The sequence below is a fragment of the Bifidobacterium asteroides genome (genome assembly GCF_003202755.1).
GTDB lineage: Bacteria > Actinomycetota > Actinomycetes > Actinomycetales > Bifidobacteriaceae > Bombiscardovia > Bombiscardovia asteroides_F.
The window spans coordinates 261,253-278,701 of sequence record NZ_QGLK01000005.1 but is presented as its reverse complement, the minus strand read 5'-3'; the positions used below and the strand labels follow the sequence as shown (position 1 = coordinate 278,701).

The window sequence follows — 17,449 nt, the reverse complement described above, 5'->3', positions numbered from 1 at the left end:
AGCGATCCCGGAGACCAGGGTGTCAGGCCTCCAGGATCACTTACAGGTATGTAGGTTGTTTACAGTCTTGCGATAATGTCCTGGCCGATTTGGTCAGTGCTCCGTCTGCGGGAGGAATTCTCCTCGGCATCCGCTTCCACGGCTCGTTCGATTCGGGCAGCCGCTCCGTCATACCCGAAGTGCTGCAGGAGCAGGGCTGTGGACAGAATCGTGGCCGAAGGGTTGGCTATGTTCTTGCCTGCAATGTCGGGGGCAGAGCCGTGGATGGGCTCGAACATGGAGGGATGTTCGTCGGTCACATTGATGTTGGCTGATGCCGAATAGCCGATTCCGCCCACAACAGCGCCAGCCTCGTCGGTGATGATGTCGCCGAAGAGGTTGTCGGTCACAATCACGTCGAACCGGGAGGGATCGGTGACCAGGAATATGGTGCAGGCATCGGCATGCAGGTAGTCATAGGTCACGTCAGGGTACTCCTTGCCGACCTTGTCCATGACCCACAGCCAGAGTTGACCGGCATAGTAGAGCACGTTGGTCTTGTTGACCATGGTTACGTGCTTCTTGCCCCCGCGCTTGCGAGCCAGTTCGAAGGCAAACCTCACCGCCCTCTCGATACCGAATTCGGTGTTCATCGAGGTCTCGGTTGCTATGGCGTGTTCGGTGCCCATGCGCAACAGACCGCCCATGCCGGAATACAGGCCTTCCGTGCCTTCTCTGATGACGACGAAGTCGATGTCGCCAGGGTCGGCCAATGGGGATTTGACGCCGGGGTAGAGTTTGGACGGCCGCATGTTGATGGCCTGGTCAAATGCGAAACGGAGCTTGAGCAGCAGGCCGCGCTCCAGGATTCCTGACTTGACTCGTGGATCGCCGACAGCCCCCAATAGGATGGCATCCTTTTGGTCCATATCCTTGAGTTGATCATCTGTGATGAGGGTACCGTCACGCAGGTAGCGATCTGCGCCCAGATCATAGTCGGTGTAGTTAAAGGAGACGCTGTCGCCGACGGCTTCCTTGAGTACGGCTTGGGCGACCGGCACGATTTCACGGCCGATTCCGTCACCAGGAATGACTGCAACGTCCAATATCCTCGTTGATGTTTGAGTATTCATGCCCTTCATGTTAGTGACGGCCTAGCGATATAGCAATAAAAAAATCCTCAAAAATACCGATATGCGGGATTTTTGTATCAATATTTGCTCAGTTGTATCGAATGTTCACGATTTATTTGATTTGCTTATCAAAATTTGTAGAGAACTGTCCAATAGCTCTATACCATGATAATATGTCGGATCGCTCAACTGACGGTAGGCTGATAGGTTGATTATCCGTACCTTCTGCTGTCCCATGTATATCAGTCTTTGGGTGTCGTTCGGGGAAGGGGAAACTGAGCAGACAACATTTCAACGATGCAATTGAATGGAATAAAGCAACAAACGCATAATTCATGGACCTGAACTGGCAAAGATGCGAGTAAAGGAGATCGTGGGATATGATCACTGCGGCCGTTAATAGTCTGCGGTCCTTTTGCTCCTCAGTGACTATTTCTCGACCCGACGTACAGGCTTGGTTCTACAGCAGGTCGAGAAGGAACAGTTCAACGATACGGATTTCACCTCGGCTTCCAACACGATGTTCCAGAATCCCCAGGTCCACTTCGTCAATATCAACGTCCTGTCATTCGATGCGCACAAGGAGGCAGCCATTCCGGTCATTGGCGATGCCCGTGAGACGCTGAGCGAGCTGCAGGAGGTTTTGGGCGATTGGCAGGTGGACGAGGATTATCGCAGTGAGGCCACGGCCAAGGCTGACAAGCAGCGGCAGGCAGTCCGCTGGGCTACTCGGTCGAATACGGCTATTCCTGCATGGGCTATGAGATTCCTGCAGCCCTGGGTATGCGAATGGCTGATCCGAGCAGGGAGATCTTCTCCTTCATCGGCGATGCCTCCTTCATCATGTACCACCAGGATGTGCTGACGGCGATTCAGGAGCGGGAGAAAATCATATTGCTGCTCTTGGATAACGGCGGTTATGGATCGATTCATTCACTGTCCATGCAGGTCGGCTCTCAAGGATTTGAGACCAAGTATTACTACCGGGGAGATAACGGCCGTCAGAATCTTAAGGAACCGCTGCAGGTTGATTTTCCCAAGATTCTTGAAGGGTATGGGGTCAAGACCTATACCGTCGAGGATGCGGACCAACTGCGTCAGGCTTTGCGAAAGGCGCTCGCCAGTGATCAAATCACCGCCATCTATGCAAAGGTGGCACCGGTGGAACGTGACGATGCAGCCGACGCTTACTGGGAGGTGGCCACTCCTGAGGTGGCGCATATCGAATCCTCGATAAAGGCCCATCAGGAATACGAGAGAATCCGCGATTTGCAGCGGAACTATCTATAACCTGCGGATTTCGGGAATGTCCAAAATTTGCACTAACAGCGCTCTGCCCTTAGACCAGGCCGTCGGAACTTTGGTGGCAGGATTACACTGTTGCCATGAGCTCTGAGAAGATGGAAACAGTGATCGATGACCAGGCGCAGAGCGGGGGACCCCAGGCCGAGGCCGCCCGCCAGGTGGAGGAACTGCGTGCCGATGTGGACACCATCGATGCCGCTATTGTCGCCATGCTGGCCGAACGGTTCAGGGTGACCCACCGCATCGGTCTGCTCAAGGCCCAGGCGGGATTCGCCTCAGCTGACCTACGTCGGGAGGCTTCACAGATAGCGGCCTTGCGAGACGAGGCTGAAAATTATGGCCTCGATCCGAATCTGGCTGAGGCTTATCTGCATCTGGTGGCTGACGCTGCTAAACAGGGCCACGAACAGTTGGCCAGCCAGCTGGGTTCGCGCTGAGGGAATCCATAGCACGCTAGTGGTCGATGGCGTAGATAAACTACTATGCCATCGACCACTAGATATTAGCGATGACGGGATCGCCTGGTCAGCGAGTGCTGGCTTTAGTCTGATGAGCCGTTTCCTGGTAGTGCTGCCTTGATGCCAGGACCGTCACCGTAATGAACAGCCCGACAAGCAGCATGGCGAGCAGTCCCTGGCTGCCGGTCAGGGGCAGAACATCCCGGTAGGAAAAGTCCAGGTTCTCGGTCTGAGAGCTGCCTTGGCCAATGTTCCAGGTGATGTTGACCGTAGTCGAGCCTGCTTTGAACGCTGGGGTATAGAAAGTCCAGGTATTCCAGGATCCCCAAGTCTCTTCCGTGCCGTTCCGCGTCAGTTGGAGAACTGCAACGGTATCCGGGTCCGTGCCGACCGTGACCGAGCTGATGGTCAATTGCGGCGGGCAGACCAAGGTGGTCGCCTTGACGGAACTGTTGTCGGAATTGGTGCCTAGCTGCATGCCGCTATTGTCGCCCCAGGCGTAGGCCTTGCCGTCGGAGTCGATGACCAGGACTTGGCGCTCGCCTGCAGCAATCTGTATGGTGCTGCCGTCTTTGCTCACCAGAACGGGGGATACGCTGATTGATCCGGTGATGGAGACATTGCCCAGGGCGTTTTGACCATTGCTTCCCCAGGTGTATACCTTCCCTTTGTCGTCGATTCCTGCGCAGAACCACCCTCCGGCGCTGACCTCGGTGGGTTTGAATCCATCGCTGCCTCCGTCAGGATCGGCCACCAGAGTCGGTATTGAGGCATCATTGGTGTCTCCTGTGCCCAGGCGTCCGTCGGTGTTCGTACCCCAGGCGTAGGCCTTGCCGTCTCTGCCGATGGCCAGGGAGTGTGAGCCTCCCGCACTGACCTGAGTGGCGAAGAATCCTGTCGATCCGTCTTCGTATTTCTTGGGTGACGACACCGATACGGGGCTGGCTTGTGAGACTGTGGAATTGTTGCCCAGTCTGCCGTTGTAGCCAAATCCCCAGGCGTAGGTTTGCCCGCTTATGCCGATGATCAGAGAGTGCTGATATCCTGCACTGACCTGTCTGACTTGGAATCCGGGGCTGGTGGCGCTTGCGTTGACAGCTACTGGAGTAGGGACGTTCCCAGTCGTACTACCGTCGCCCACCTGTCCACCTCTGCTCCTGTCTCCCCAGGCATAGACTTGATGATCCGTGCCGATGGCCAGGGAATGATAGCCTCCTGCGCTTACCTGGATGTAGGAGAAGTTGTCCTTGTCGGCAACACTGTCGGGCTTCTTCACTCGGACGGGTGTCTTGCTGCTATCTTTGCTGCCGTTGCCGAGCTGCCCATTGCCGTTGCCTCCCCAGGCGTAGGCGTTGCCGTCACTGCCGAGGGCCAGCGAGAATCCATAACCAGCGCTTACCTGGATGTAGGAGAAGTTGTCCTTGTCGGCAACACTGTCGGGCTTCTTCACTCGGACGGGTGTCTTGCTGCTATCTTTGCTGCCGTTGCCGAGCTGTCCACTGCCGTTGTTTCCCCAGGCGTAGGCGTTGCCGTCACTGCCGACGGCCAGAGAATGGTTTTTGCCCGTGCTGACCTGGGCGAAACGGATGCCGCGCTGCGAGGGCGGAGTGATGGTGACCTGGTATCCGCCGGTGGACGGACTGATGGTTGGGTTGACAGTCATTGGAGACGAACGCGTCCAGTGTGCGACCAGGGTCAGCGGGTCAGTGACCGGCTTGCCGAAGTCATAGGCCACATCGGAGCTGCCGTCGGATGCTTTGACAAACCAGCCGTCGAATAGGAAGCCTGCTTTTGTGACAGTCTGTCGGGGCACCAATTCGCCTTCCTTGATGTCCTTGCTTGTCCATGCAGCCCCGACGCCTCCAACGGGGTCAAGATCTATGCGCTTGTTGGTCGGATCGAAGGTGTAGTCGAACTGCTGTGTTTGCGTTGAGTCCCCGGCATCGCCGGCAATGTTCCATGTGATGGTGAAACTGGACGGGCCGTACGGGTACGCGGGCGTCACGAAGGTCCAATCCCGGTTTTCATCCCAGGTGTCTTTGCTTGTCTGGGTCAGGTTCGTGGCTGGCTTGGTGCTGCTGGCCATGGTGCCGAAGGTCACCTTGGTCAGGGTGATCTGTGGTGGCTGTGTGGTGCCGGGCCTTGATGCCGATATGCTCTGCCCCAGCTGGTTGTAGTAGTTGTATCCCCAGGTGTAGAGCAATCCGTCAGACCCTATGGCCGTCTGGTGATGGCCGGAGGTGGCTACCGCGCAGGCCTTCACCGATTGGGCCAGAGTGATGGCTTTCGGATTGGTCTGCCATGCATCAATATTGCCGTTGCCTAGCTGGCCGTAACCCTGATTGCCCCAGGTGTAGAGCTTTCCGTTGTCGTCTATGGCTTCGGATCCATCGTCGCCCGCGCTGATGGCGGTGATGTTGACAGCGTCGTCTCCGAAGCTGGTCTTAGTGGATCCTCTCGTGCTGACATTGGTATCAGTCGAGGAGCCGATGGCGGTGCCGGAACCCCATCCATAGACGTTATGATCCGTATCCAGCGCCAGCACATGCTGATAGCCCGCGCTGATGGCGATATAGAACCGCGTATCAGGCTGTCCGGTGCCCAGGTCTTGGACACGTTTTGGCGTCGGATTGTTATCGTTGGTGCCGTTGCCTAGCTGGCCTTTTTCGTTGTGGCCCCAGGCCCAGGCGTGGCCTTGACTGTCCAGGGCGGTGCCTGTGGTGAATCCTGCGCTGATGGCGGTGATGTCGGACAGCGTCGGGACCTTGGTGGGGGAGGAATGGTCGCTGTTGTCTGAGCTTCCGATGCCGAGCTGGCCGAACTGGTTGTTGCCCCAGGTGTAGACCGTGCCGTCCGAGGCCAGGGCCATGGCGTATGACCGTCCTGCACTAATAGCGGTGATTTTGGCGTCGAGATTCGCCTTTACAGGCACGGCAGAATTTGTTGTGGTGCCGTTGCCGAGCTGGCCTTTGTCGTTGTTGCCCCAGGTGTAGACGGTACCGTCCGAGGTCAGGGCCATGGAGTAAGCGTCGCCGGCGCTGACGGCTATGAAGATCTTTCCTTTTATGGCGTCATTTTCAGTGATCCGTACTGGTGTAGTCGCCGTGTCTGAGGTTTTGTCGTTCCCCAGACTCCCGCTGGCCTGATTCCCCCAAGCGTAGACGTGTCCGTCAGAACCCACAGCCAGGGTGTGGTAGCGCCCGGCGCTGGCCTGCGCGAACCTCACTGCCCTGGGTTTGGGAGGAGTCAGAGTAATCGTGGAGCCACCGGTGTCATCGCCATGGAGGGCGTTCGACGTTTTCCATTTGGTGTCTGGCGACGACCAATGGGCTTTCAGATTCAGCGGTCCGGTGACCGGGTTGCTGAAGTCGTAAGCCACATTGGAGCTGCCGTCGGCCGCTTTGACGAACCAGCCGTCGAACAGGAAACCTGCCTTGGTAACGCTGGGAGGTGAAGCCTGCTTGCCTGATGTGACGGACTGGTCCGAGACCGATGAACCCCCGTCCGAATCAAAGGTGACCTTTTGAGCAGTGGGTGTGAATGTATAGTCGGCGATGGCCTGGCTTTGTTGCGCTGCGCCGCCAATGGTCCATTCATTGATCTTGATCTTGGTGGTTCCGTAGGTGTGGTGCGGGGTAGTGACCGTCCATGGGGTATTCGTACTCCAAGTGTCGTCACCTGCTGAAGTTCGGTTGATCGGGCTGCCGCTGTCGGTCTTGGCAACATCAGTCTTGCCAAAGGTCACCTTGGCCAGATCTATTTGGGGTGGGCTGACCGCTGCAGGCTTGGTCTGTGAGCCGCTTTGAGGTCCACTGCTGCCCTGTCCCAGCTTGCCGCTTTTCGCTTCTCCCCAGCTGTAGGGGAGCCCGTCCGAGCCGATGGCCAGACTGTGCCGGCAGACATCGAATGCGGCGACTGTGACGCCTGTCAGGCTTACCTTGGTCATGATTGATTTAGGTTTTGTGGTTCCGTCGCCCAGCTGGCCGCTGGAATTGCTGCCGAACATGTACAGGCTGCCCGCAGAGTCGACCATCGCAGAGGAGGAGTCCCCGGCGCTGACTGAAACAGGCGTCGCCGCTCCCGGTTCCAGGCTTACCAGACTGGGATAGAAGGAGTGAACGCTGTCGGCATTGGGGTCATTTCCTTTGATCAGGGGATAACCCCAGTAATATACCTTGCCTGAATTGCTCAGTGCCAGGACGTGCAGGTACCCTGCATCGATGTCGGTGTAGACAGTGCTGTCTGGGTTGCCGGTCGAGTCGCCGTAAATGCGCGTTGGTTTGTAGACATTGGAACCGCTGTTGGTGTCGTCCATGGTGCCGATGCTGAGCTGGCCGCCCTGGTTGCGTCCCCAGGCGTAGGCATAGCCATTGCTGTCCAGCGCTGTCTGGAAATCGTATCCGGCACTGATGGTGGTGAAGGTGACGCCGGATGGAGAGGCCACTGCCGCGGGTGAAGGGTTGACGTTGACCCCCGTGGACCCGTTGCCGAGCTGGCCGTATTGGTTGTCTCCCCATGTGTAAATCGTTCCGCTTGAGGATAGTGCCATGACATGCCAATATCCGGCGCTGATGGCGGTGATGGTGACGTTGAGATTTGCCTTTACTGGTACTGAGGAATCCGTGATGGAACCGTTGCCGAGTTCGCCGCGTGCGTTATCGCCCCAGGTGTAGACGCTGCCGTCAGAAGCCAGTGCTACGGAGAATTTGGTTCCCGCGCTGACAGCTATGAAGGTCTTTCCTTTTATAGCGTCATTTTCGGTGATCCGCACCGGTGTGTTTTTGTTGATTGTGGAGCCATCGCCGAGCTCGCCCTTGCTGTTGTCGCCCCAGGCGTAGACATGACCATCCGAGCCTACGGCGAGGGTGTGGTCGTGGCCGGCGCTGACCTGTGCGAATCTGACCCCTCTGGGCTTGGGGGGAGTCAGGGTGATTGAAGAGCCCCCTGTGTCGTTGCCGCTGGCGTTGGCTGTCGTCCACTGGGAGTCTTTGACTGATGACCAATGGGCTATCAGCGACTTCGCGCTGGTGCTGGTGACCGGCTTGCCGAAGTCGTAGGCCACATTGGAGCTGCCGTCGGCTGCTTTGACGAACCATCCGTCAAACAGGTAGCCTGTCTTGGTGACGGCAGGAGGAGATGCCAGATGACCTGAGGCTACTGTCTGGCTCAAGGCCGGCGAGCCGGACGTCAGCGAGCCCCCATCCGAATCAAAGGTGAGGGTATATGAGGATGAATCCCTGGTCTGGGGCGACTTGTCAGTCTTTTGCTTATTGAATGGTTGGATGGACTTGAACGGCGAGGGATTATTGTTGGCCAGCGGCGATGGTGATGCGGTCGGCATCATAGCCCGTGCCTGCTCACCTGTTTTGAGCAATGAGTTCGCGCTGCTGCTGCCTGCTGTAGGTGTAGGCGCCATGTCGTCGGTGTTTGCGTATGCTCCGGTTGAAGCTACGACCAGCGCCAGTCCAATCATAGCCGTTAAGGTCAACAGTCTACGGGTGCTATGAGCATTCCCCATTTAATCTTCCTCCCCAAGCGTGCTGACTTCCCAGGTCATAGTCCCCATAACTGCGTCGACGCACACCATGTAAAATCCCGCTACTAACTCTACTTTAGCATTACAATCTTCGCGAGCCGCAGAGTGTTGTGATCACGCGTTCCACAGGCAAATGCGGTCCGAGCAGTTCGTAATGGGCATGCTTTTGATTACAAAACTGCACGGGTGAAGATTGTTCGCCTGGCCTTGCAGGCTGTAATGCTAGCTGCACTGATAACGACCTTGTCGCCAGTGCAAACTGATGACAACCGGGGCGGCGCCTATGGCCGAACCGCCCCGGTTGCCATTGGGAATGAAACCTACTTGCGAGGTTTCTTGGCCGGGGGTTCACCCAGCTGGCTGGTAGTTACCCGGATGCCTTCCTCATCCTCGCCGGCTCCCTTGGTATCGGGCTGGCTGGTTTCTTCGACCAGATTCAGATCTCCGGTGACCCTGCCTGCTTCGGCTATGTCGTCCAGGGCTGCTTTCACGGCTTCCAGGCCCTCCGGCGCCACGCTCAAGGAGGCGGAGAGGATGGGGGTCTTCATGGAGACCTTGGCCTCGGACTTGATTCGTCGCAGTGAGGCCAAGGCCGTGCCTGCCCAGGCCAAAAGATCCGGGTCCTGGCCTTGGGCAGCTGCACGGTAGGATTCTGAACGTGGCCAGGAGGCCCTGTGAACCGATCCGTCCCCTTGATGCATCCACTGCCAAGCCTCCTCGGTGGCGAAGGGCAGGAAGGGAGCCAGGAGACGATCCAGAGCGTCCAGGACCAGTCCCAGGGTTGTACGGGCGCTCAGCACCTGTGCTTCGTCAGGGGTTCTGCCAGTGGCATCCGCGGTCCCGTAGGCCCGGTTCTTGGCCAGCTCGATATAGTTGTCACAGAAGTCCCAGAAGAATGATTCGGTCACCTCCAATGCCTTGGAGTGCTCATAGGATTCCAGGGCCTTGGTGGCTTGGTCGATCACCTGGGCAAGTCCGGCCAGGACCGCGCGATCCAGCGGGACCGTCACGTCGGCAGGGTTCCAGGTGGCCTCCGCTGCCTGGGTGACCTTATGATTCTCGTCCTCCCGTCCGATGGCCAAGGCGAACTTGACGGCGTTGAGGAGCTTGACGGCCAGGCGGCGACCGATCTTCATCTGCCCCTCATCGTAGGTGGCATCCAGGCCCAGCCGGGCGCAGGATGCCCAGTAGCGTACGGCATCGGCGCCATACTTCTTGATGGGTTCGTCGGGAACTACCACATTGCCCTTGGACTTGCTCATCTTCTTATGGTCAGGGTCCAGGATCCATCCGGACAGGGTGGTGTCGCTCCAGGGCAGGCAGCCGTTCTCCAGATGGGCGCGGTCCATGGAGCTGAAGAGCCATGTGCGAATGATGTCCTGGCCCTGGGGGCGCAGGTCCATGGGGAAGGTGGCTTTGAAGAGGGCCTGGTCCTGTTCGCCCGGCTCGGCCCAGTGGGTCACGATCTGAGGCGTCAGGGAGCTGGTGGCCCAGGTGTCCATGATGTCTTTCTCGGCCGTGAAGCCGCCAGGCTGGTCGCGCTGGGACTCCTCGAAGCCCTCAGGCACATCGCTGCTGGGGTCGATGGGGAGCCTGTCCTCGGTCGGGGTGATGGGATGGGCGTAGTCGGTCTCCCCGTTTTCCTTGACCGGGTACCAAAGAGGGAAGGGGACTCCGAAGAAGCGCTGGCGGGAGATCAGCCAGTCGCCGTTGAGTCCCTGGACCCAGTTGTTGTAGCGCACCCGCATGAAGTCCGGGTGGAAGTTGAGCTCCTTGCCACGCTCCAGCAGCTCCTTGTTGAGTTTTTGGTCGGTGCCGCCATTGCGCAGGTACCACTGACGGGAGGTGACGATCTCCAGGGGTTTGTCGCCTTTCTCGTAGAAGTTGGTCATGCGCTTGGTGGGTTTGGGTTCGCCGTCCAGGTCGCCGGACTCACGCAGGGCATCCACGATGATCTTGCGGGCTGAGAAGGTGGTCTTGCCCTCGGTCTGCTCGAAGATTCGACGTCCGCCTTCATCGGTGATCCAGTCCGGCACGTCCATGACGATTCGTCCGTTGCGCTGGATGATGGACCTGGTGGGCAGGTTCAGATCCCGCCACCACTGCACGTCGGTCACGTCGCCGAAGGTGCAGCACATGGCGATGCCGGCGCCCTTGTCCATCTCTGCGGCGGGGTGGGCCAGGATGGGCACCTCCACCTTGAACAGGGGGGAGTAGACCTTCTGTCCGAAGTACTTCTGGTAGCGCTTGTCGTCCGGGTGGGCGATCAGAGCGCCGCAGGCCGCCAACAGCTCAGGCCTGGTGGTCTCGATGTAAATTGGCGTGCCGTCCGCAAACCGGAAGGCCACACGGTGATAGAAGCCGTCATATTCGCGCGACTCCAGCTCGGCCTGTGCCACGGCGGTCTGGAAGGTCACGTCCCAGAGCCCCGGGGCCTCTTTCTGGTAAGCCTCGCCCCGGGCCAGATTCCGCAGGAAAGCCTTCTGTGCCACCCGGCGGGGATGCTCGCCGATGGTGTGGTAGGTCTGCGACCAGTCCACCGACAGGCCCAGCGACCGCCAGAGCTGCTCGAAGAGCTTCTCGTCCTCGGCGGTCAGTTCCTCGCATAGTTCGATGAAGTTCTGCCGGGAGACGGGCACCTGGTCCTTGGCGCTGATCTTCTTGCCCTTGGTCCCGTGGAAGGGGGGCTTGAAGTCCGGATCGTACTTGAGCGAGGTGTCCACGCGGACCCCGTAATAGTTCTGGACCCGCCGCTCGGTGGGCAGGCCGTTGTCGTCCCAGCCCATTGGGTAGAAGACGTCGTAGCCCTGCATCCGCTTGAACCGGGCGATCACGTCGGTATGGGTGTACGAGAAGACGTGTCCCACATGCAAATGCCCCGAAACCGTGGGCGGCGGGGTGTCGATGGAGTAGACGCCGGAGCGCTCGCGGGTGTTGCGGAAGCGGTAGACGCCGGACTCATCCCAGTCGCGGCACCACTTTTCCTCCAGACCATCCACGCCCACCCTGTCGGGCAGGGGGGTCAGATGGGCATTGACGATTCCTTGGTTTTCAGCAGACATACCAGCATTTTATGGACGAACAGTGACAAGGGGCACCGGCCTTTTCACCCTTGGATGCGCAGGTTCCACAGGGGCAGGTAGCGGTCCACCAGAGAGCTGGGCATGCCCTGCAGGCGGGGGGCGGTGAGGACCAGGGGCGTACGTTGATACAGCCAGTCGCTGGGGGAGAGGTCGCTGACCTGTCGGGCAAAGGCTTTCAGTCGCTCGGCATAGGTGTTCTGGTCGGTGCAGTCCGTCACCTGCTTCCAGGAATTCTGGATATCGACATTGTCGAAGAGCATGGCGGAGTCGGGGTCGGCGAAGCGGTCGATTTCATCATTGTCCATGACCATCAGGGCCATGTCGTAGTCGCGGCGGTTGAGCACCTGGTCGCGGAAGGTGGGCTGATCCACCATGGAGACCTGGGTGGGGATGCCTGCTGCCTTGAGCTGTGTGCGCATCAGCTCGCCCACCTGACTGCCGAATTCGCGGGGATAGACCAGACGCAGACCGTTCTTAAAGAAGGAGGGGCGGTAGTAGGAGGACCGATGAATCGCCTGGGCCCGGTCGAAGGGGAAGGCCTGCAGATCAGGATCGTAGCCGGGGCTCAGCTGGTTGAGTGGTCCGCCCAGCGCCTTGGCTCCGCCTCCCTCCAGTTTGGCAATGGCTTCTCGATCCAGGGCGTAGCGGACGGCCTCGCGCATATGCTGGTCGGACAGCGGGCTGGTTGCTATGTTGTTGAAGGCCAGGACCACATTGTCTGTGCTGGGCGTGGCGGTCGGCGCCTTGTGGGCCTGTGCGGCGGTTGCGGGATCCATGTCCACTACAGCGTCCAGGTGTCCCTGGTCCAGATCCTTGATGGTCTCCTGCGGGCTGCCGGTATAGCTGAAGATCACCTTGTGGATGGCGGCCTTGTCCGGGCCTTGGTAGGACTTGCTGGCGGTCAGGGTCAGGCTGGTGCCCGGCTGCCAGTCATCCACCTGGTAAGGGCCTGAACCAGCTGATCGAGTGGAATAGTTGACACGGGCCCGGCGGTCGTAGACTATGCCCGCACGACCGCTCAGGGCGGTCAGCAGCCTGGCGTTCGGGCTCTTCAGGCCGATTACCAGTGTGGCATCATCGGGGTTGGTGACCCTGGCCAGTCCATCCAGGTCCCGATGACCCTGGTACTGGTGGTCGATGATCTGGTGCAGGGACCAGAGGGCATCCTCCGCGGTTAGGCGGCGTCCGTCGGCAAAGCGGGCGTCATTGCGCAGATGAAAGGTGTAGAGCAGCCCGTTTGAGGAGACCTCCCAGTTCTGGGCCAGGCCGGGCGTCGGCCGGCCTTTGGCGTCGGGCTTGGTCAGAGTCTGGTAGACGTTGCCCATCAAGGCCTGGTCTGTGGCGAATCCGGGTTCGGTGCGGATGTCAAGGGAGACGGGGGCCTGGCGGGCTCGAATGCGCACGATCTGGTCCGAGCTCCCCTGGGCCCAGGGCAGCTGCCAGCTTCCCTGACCTGTCACCAGCGGCCAGGCTATATAGGTGCCCGCAGTCAGGACCGCCAGTACCAGAAGAAAGATGATCCCGGATCTGATTTGTGTGTGTCTGCCGCGTGCCATGGTTTTGATTCTATCGAGAGGCCGGTCCGGCCAGGAGTTCGGCACTGGGACATGTTTCGGCCAAGGGGCAGTGGAGGCAGTCGGGCTTGCGGGCGTGGCAGGTGGCTCGGCCGTGGAGGATCAGCCTGTGCGACAGATTGGTCCAGTCCTCGGGCGGGAAGCAGTCGCAGATCTCATGCTCGATCTTCACTGGATCGGGGTGGGTGCTGCGCCAGTCGGTCCGCCAGCGCAGGCGGCCGGTGACTCGGGTGACGTGGGTGTCCACCGGGAATCCGGGGATGTTGAAGGCATTGCCAAGGACTACATTGGCGGTCTTGCGTCCCACACCGGGCAGAGCGGTCAGCTCCTCCATGGTCTGAGGGACCTCGCCGCCGTAGTCTTCAGTCAGCATCAGGGAAAGCCCCAGCAGGTGGCGGGCCTTGGCGTGGTAGAAGCCCACCGGGTGGATGATGGCCTCCAGCTCGTTCGGCTGGGCCTGGGCCATGGCTGCGGGATCGGGGTAGCGCTCGAAGAGTTCGGGGGTCACCGAGTTGACCCGCTTGTCGGTGGTCTGGGCGCTCAGGACAGTAGCCACCAGCAGTTCGAAGGGGTTGCGAAAGTGCAGGGCGCAGACCGCCTCGGGAAAGACCTGGCAGAGGATGCGGTACTCCTCGTGCATGCGGGACAGGCGGTGGGCCTTGCTTTCCCTGCCTTGGGGACGCTTTCGATTTGATGATGCATCAGTCACTATGATCGGTTTTCTTCTTCTTGGAATCCTGGGATTGTTCTGACTGGCTGTCCTCTTGCTCGGCTGGGTCTGGGTCGGTCCCGGCATCCGGCTCGGCCTTGGGGGCTGAGGCCGTCCGTGCTGACGAGGGAGGGTCGAACCGGTAGCCCACATTGCGGACCGTGCCGATCAGGTGCTCGTACTCGCTGCCCAGCTTGGCCCTGAGACGCCGCACATGCACATCCACCGTCCTGGTGCCGCCGTAGTAGTCATAGCCCCAGACCTCCTGGAGGAGCTGCGCCCTGGTGAAGACCCTGCCGGGATGCTGAACCAGGTATTTGAGCAGCTCGAACTCCTTGTAGGCCAGGTTGATGGGACGACCGTGGATTCGGGCCGTGTAGCTTTCGGTGTCCACAACGAGATCGCCTGATCGGACCTGACCAGTGGGCACCTGGTCCTCAGCCTCTTCTGGCTGAGCATCCGGCTTGCGTGTCGGGGTCTCGCGCTGGCAGACCAGACGCAGCCGGGCTTCGACCTCGGCTGGGGATGCGGACTGAATGATGACGTCGGCCACGCCCCAGCTGGCATTGACCACGGTGAAACCGCCCTCGCTCAGAATCAGGATGATGGGCGTGGACAGACCCGAGGCTCGGGTCAGGTTGCAGAGTGTCTTGGCCTCGGCCAGATCGTCGCTGGCATCGATCAGCAGCACTGTGTCCTCGGGCATTCTTACCAGGGAGGCGGCGTCCAGGGGCAGGACGCGCACTCGATGGGAGAGCAGGGCCAAGGCTGGCAGAACCGATGCCGGGTCCTCGGCGCAGGTCATCAAGGTCAGATCCGTCACGGGGGTACCTTCTTCCCTGTCCGTTCGTCCATAGCGGGAGTGGATTCGTTGAACAGCCGTCATCATTGTACAATCGGCCCGTCACAGGGGTTCCGAGTTCACAGGATGGCCTTGCCCTAGGATGTGACGTATGGCTCCCCGACGGGGACAGGCAGGAGGACCCATGGCGCAGACCGTAAAAGAAACCCGGGATGGGCGCGCGCCCGCCCTGACGCAGCTGCTGGCCCTGGCGGCGCTGGTCCTGCCGGGCGTGGCGGCGGGTTTGCTGGCAGAGCCTCGGGTCGCCCGATGGGTGCAGGCCGTCCTGGTTCTGGTGCTGGCATTGGCCCTGTTGGCCTCCTGGCCTTTGGTCGGCCGGGGCATTCGACCCGGCCCCGACCGGGCCATGTTCGCTCTGCTGACTTTGGCCTGTCTGGTTCCGGCCTTGGTCGTGCAGGGGTCTGACGCCTTCAGGGTCTGGCTGTCGACTGCGGCATTCCTGCTTGCCCTCCTGGCCGTGTTCATGTTCGTTCGGCAGATGCTGCGTCGGGACCGGCAGATGGTCATCCGAGGCATTTCCGCAACGGCCATGGGCGGGGTCACTGCTGTCGCCGCCTCGGGGTGGGTCTTCCTGCCAGAGCTGATCAGAGACCTGCAACCTGACCTAATGCCGATTCTGGTGGGGTTGGTGGCCTTGCTGCTGCTGATCGGGCTCATCGCCGCAGGCTATCGCTGGGCCAAAGAAGCAGCTGATCGGCCTGGAGCCATTGGTCTGGCGCTGATGTCGGTGCTTCTGTCCGGAGCCATCGTGGTACTGGCGGCCCTCGTCCTCCAGACGACGATCTGAGCTAGGCGTTCATCAGGTGATCCAGAAGGATCTGGATGCCCATGACTATCAAAATGATGCCGCCGGCGATTCTGGCCGGCTTGCGCCAGCGGGAACCGACGACGTATCCAATGCGCAATCCCGCTATGGAGACCGTAGCCGTCACCAGTCCGATGACCAATGCGGACAGCCAGATGTTGATGCCCAGCAGGGCCAGGCCCGCACCCACGCCGAATGAGTCGATGCTGGTGGCTATGGCTGCAGGAAGCATTTGCCGCCAGGAGAAGCTCTCTTCTCCGTTAGCTCCTTCTTCCTTGCCGTAGACGCCCTCGCGGATCATGTTGACCCCGATGGCCGACAGAATGCCGAAGATAATCCAGTGATCCACAGCGGCCAGGGAGTCCTGCAGCATGGAGGCTGCGAAGTAGCCAAGCAGAGGCAGCAGAGTCTGGAATCCGCCGAACCAAAGTCCGACCAGCCAATGATGGCGGGCCCGCAGTCTGTCCACGGACAGTCCCTTGCTGATGGAGACGGCAAAAGCGTCAGAAGATACACCTAAAGCGATAAACAACAGTCTTAAGAACACGGCATTCCTTGAAAGGGTTCATCCCCGGTGGGATGGGCCTCGACCAGGTCTCCTCAAACCCGCCTACGCCTCGGGAGCGTCGAGCGCGGAACTGCCGACTGGAGTCGGCTTTGAATTCGTTGAATGCCGTTCACATGCTACGCCATAACAATATGGACATAGATTTTACCTGTCAGCGCTGGAGAATCAAGCATGACAGGCTATCGGACAGGCCCATTAGTGAGCCATAGTCACTGTCAGGCTGCCCCCCGCTGCGTGGATGGCGCTACTTGTCCTGGTAGGTGACGGCGTAGAACTCACCGTTCTGGAAGCGGGCCATGTACACATCGCTGACCTTGTGGATGCCCTGCTTGGCCAGCTGCTCGTCAAGCCAGTCCTCGTCCCGTCCCATGGTATCCAGCACGTCGGGATTGACCCGCCCGTCCATGACCACCGGATAGCGCACGTCCTTGTCACCCTCGGAGATGATGGTCAAGCTGCCGTTCTGTTCGACGATGCCCCGCTTGACGTCGCGAATGTCGTTAATGCCCTTGGTGCGCAGCTTGAAGTCCACCTCCTTAGCCGTTAGGTTGACCTTGAGGCAGTTTTGTACCAACAGCTTGCCGTTCTTGATGATGGTGACCGGTTCGCCGTCGATGTACTTGCCCACCGCATGGATGTGAGTCTTGGCATATCGGGTGATGAGGATCAGGGCTGCCCATATCAGCAGGATGACAATGTACTGGGCCATGGAGATGCTGTCGCTGTAGATGACCCCGCCGATGATGCCGCCCAGGACGTAGTTCTGCAATTGGTCCATGGGCGAGGTGGGCGCCAGGTTCCCCTTGCCGGTCACGTTGATGAGCAGGGTGATGAAGAGCAGACCGACGATCAGCTTCAGGGCCACGTTGACGTAGAAATTGATATCCATGGGTCACTCTCCGATCACGGTGATGTCTGGGTGGTACAGGTCGGCGCGCTGCAGCAGGAATTCGGAGCCGGAGCTGTTGAATACCAAGGTGTAGTAGCCCTTGGGGGTCTTGATGATCATGTCGTTGTTGCGCGAGGTGTCGTTGATGCTGATCTGCTCAGGATCGACCTTGAGCTTGGCGGCAGATTTGTCGATGACCGTGGTCAGCTGTCCGCTCTGCAGGCTGGCCGTGCGCAGATTGGTGTAGTCGCTGTACTGGATGGCCGCCGCCAGCAGTAGCAGGGTGGCCAGGATTATGGACAGATCCTTGTACTTGTGGTTCCAGCGGTGGCGTGAGTACATAAACAGGAAGAAGAGGAAGGCCAGGGCCAGCACGACGACCACGATGATCCTGATCATGGTCCAGTTGGTCTGACCGCCCTTGAGGTATTGGTACGTATAGAAAGTCATAGCCGCTCCTGCCCTTGCGCGCGCACCCGCAATTGGCAATCGTAGACGGCCAGACGCGTTTTGGGAGGATTTGGGCATGCAAAACCCCGGTTCGGGCG

The 17,449-nt window shown here is 59.6% G+C and carries 13 protein-coding genes; 4 read left to right on the top strand and 9 right to left on the bottom strand.

Going from position 1 to position 17,449, the window contains the following annotated elements; all coding sequences use genetic code 11:
- Nucleotides 1–59 precede the first annotated feature (59 nt).
- Complete coding sequence (locus DKK74_RS07535; RefSeq protein ID WP_110413678.1) at nt 60–1,112, bottom strand: 3-isopropylmalate dehydrogenase; 1,053 nt, start codon at nt 1,110–1,112, stop codon at nt 60–62.
- A gap of 454 nt (nt 1,113–1,566) precedes the next feature.
- Between DKK74_RS07535 and DKK74_RS08745 the strand changes: the two genes are divergently transcribed.
- From DKK74_RS08745 to DKK74_RS07525, 3 genes are all read left to right on the top strand, one after another.
- Nucleotides 1,567–1,977, top strand: coding sequence for a hypothetical protein (locus DKK74_RS08745; protein ID WP_181414958.1), 411 nt, complete (start codon nt 1,567–1,569; stop codon nt 1,975–1,977).
- Nucleotides 1,866–2,402, top strand: coding sequence for a thiamine pyrophosphate-dependent enzyme (locus DKK74_RS07530; protein WP_110413484.1), 537 nt, complete (start codon nt 1,866–1,868; stop codon nt 2,400–2,402). The genes DKK74_RS08745 and DKK74_RS07530 overlap by 112 nt, the downstream gene beginning before the upstream one ends.
- Before the next feature lie 95 nt (nt 2,403–2,497).
- On the top strand, nt 2,498–2,854 hold the full coding sequence (locus tag DKK74_RS07525; RefSeq protein WP_046323407.1) for a chorismate mutase: 357 nt from the start codon (nt 2,498–2,500) through the stop codon (nt 2,852–2,854).
- 88 nt (nt 2,855–2,942) lie between these two features.
- Here DKK74_RS07525 and DKK74_RS07520 read toward each other — a convergent pair whose 3' ends face one another.
- The 5 genes from DKK74_RS07520 to DKK74_RS07500 all read right to left on the bottom strand — a co-directional run bounded on the left by DKK74_RS07520 (nt 2,943) and on the right by DKK74_RS07500 (nt 14,600).
- A complete protein-coding gene (locus DKK74_RS07520) occupies nt 2,943–8,393 on the bottom strand; it encodes an RCC1 domain-containing protein (RefSeq protein ID WP_110413483.1) in 5,451 nt (1,816 codons plus the stop codon).
- Nucleotides 8,394–8,731: 338 nt separating this feature from the next.
- The gene (gene valS, locus DKK74_RS07515; protein ID WP_110413482.1) at nt 8,732–11,473 is read right to left on the bottom strand and encodes a valine--tRNA ligase; all 2,742 of its coding nucleotides are present in this window, start codon (nt 11,471–11,473) and stop codon (nt 8,732–8,734) included.
- Nucleotides 11,474–11,517: 44 nt separating this feature from the next.
- The gene (locus DKK74_RS07510; RefSeq protein WP_110413481.1) at nt 11,518–13,050 is read right to left on the bottom strand and encodes an ABC transporter substrate-binding protein; all 1,533 of its coding nucleotides are present in this window, start codon (nt 13,048–13,050) and stop codon (nt 11,518–11,520) included.
- Nucleotides 13,051–13,060: 10 nt separating this feature from the next.
- Nucleotides 13,061–13,708, bottom strand: coding sequence for an endonuclease III (nth, locus tag DKK74_RS07505; RefSeq protein ID WP_110413677.1), 648 nt, complete (start codon nt 13,706–13,708; stop codon nt 13,061–13,063).
- Between the two features lie 61 nt (nt 13,709–13,769).
- Nucleotides 13,770–14,600, bottom strand: coding sequence for a winged helix-turn-helix transcriptional regulator (locus DKK74_RS07500; RefSeq protein ID WP_110413480.1), 831 nt, complete (start codon nt 14,598–14,600; stop codon nt 13,770–13,772).
- A 163-nt stretch (nt 14,601–14,763) separates the two neighbouring features.
- Here DKK74_RS07500 and DKK74_RS07495 point away from each other — a divergent pair, with 163 nt between their 5' ends.
- Nucleotides 14,764–15,426, top strand: coding sequence for a hypothetical protein (locus DKK74_RS07495; protein WP_110413479.1), 663 nt, complete (start codon nt 14,764–14,766; stop codon nt 15,424–15,426).
- 1 nt (nt 15,427) lies between these two features.
- Here DKK74_RS07495 and DKK74_RS07490 read toward each other — a convergent pair whose 3' ends face one another.
- The 3 genes from DKK74_RS07490 to DKK74_RS07480 all read right to left on the bottom strand — a co-directional run bounded on the left by DKK74_RS07490 (nt 15,428) and on the right by DKK74_RS07480 (nt 17,351).
- Complete coding sequence (locus DKK74_RS07490) at nt 15,428–15,991, bottom strand: manganese efflux pump MntP (protein ID WP_110413478.1); 564 nt, start codon at nt 15,989–15,991, stop codon at nt 15,428–15,430.
- Nucleotides 15,992–16,256: 265 nt separating this feature from the next.
- Nucleotides 16,257–16,901: a DUF421 domain-containing protein gene (locus DKK74_RS07485; protein ID WP_219997359.1), complete on the bottom strand. Its 645-nt coding sequence runs from the start codon at nt 16,899–16,901 to the stop codon at nt 16,257–16,259.
- Nucleotides 16,902–16,904: 3 nt separating this feature from the next.
- Complete coding sequence (locus DKK74_RS07480) at nt 16,905–17,351, bottom strand: DUF3290 family protein (RefSeq protein ID WP_045924896.1); 447 nt, start codon at nt 17,349–17,351, stop codon at nt 16,905–16,907.
- Nucleotides 17,352–17,449 lie beyond the last annotated feature (98 nt).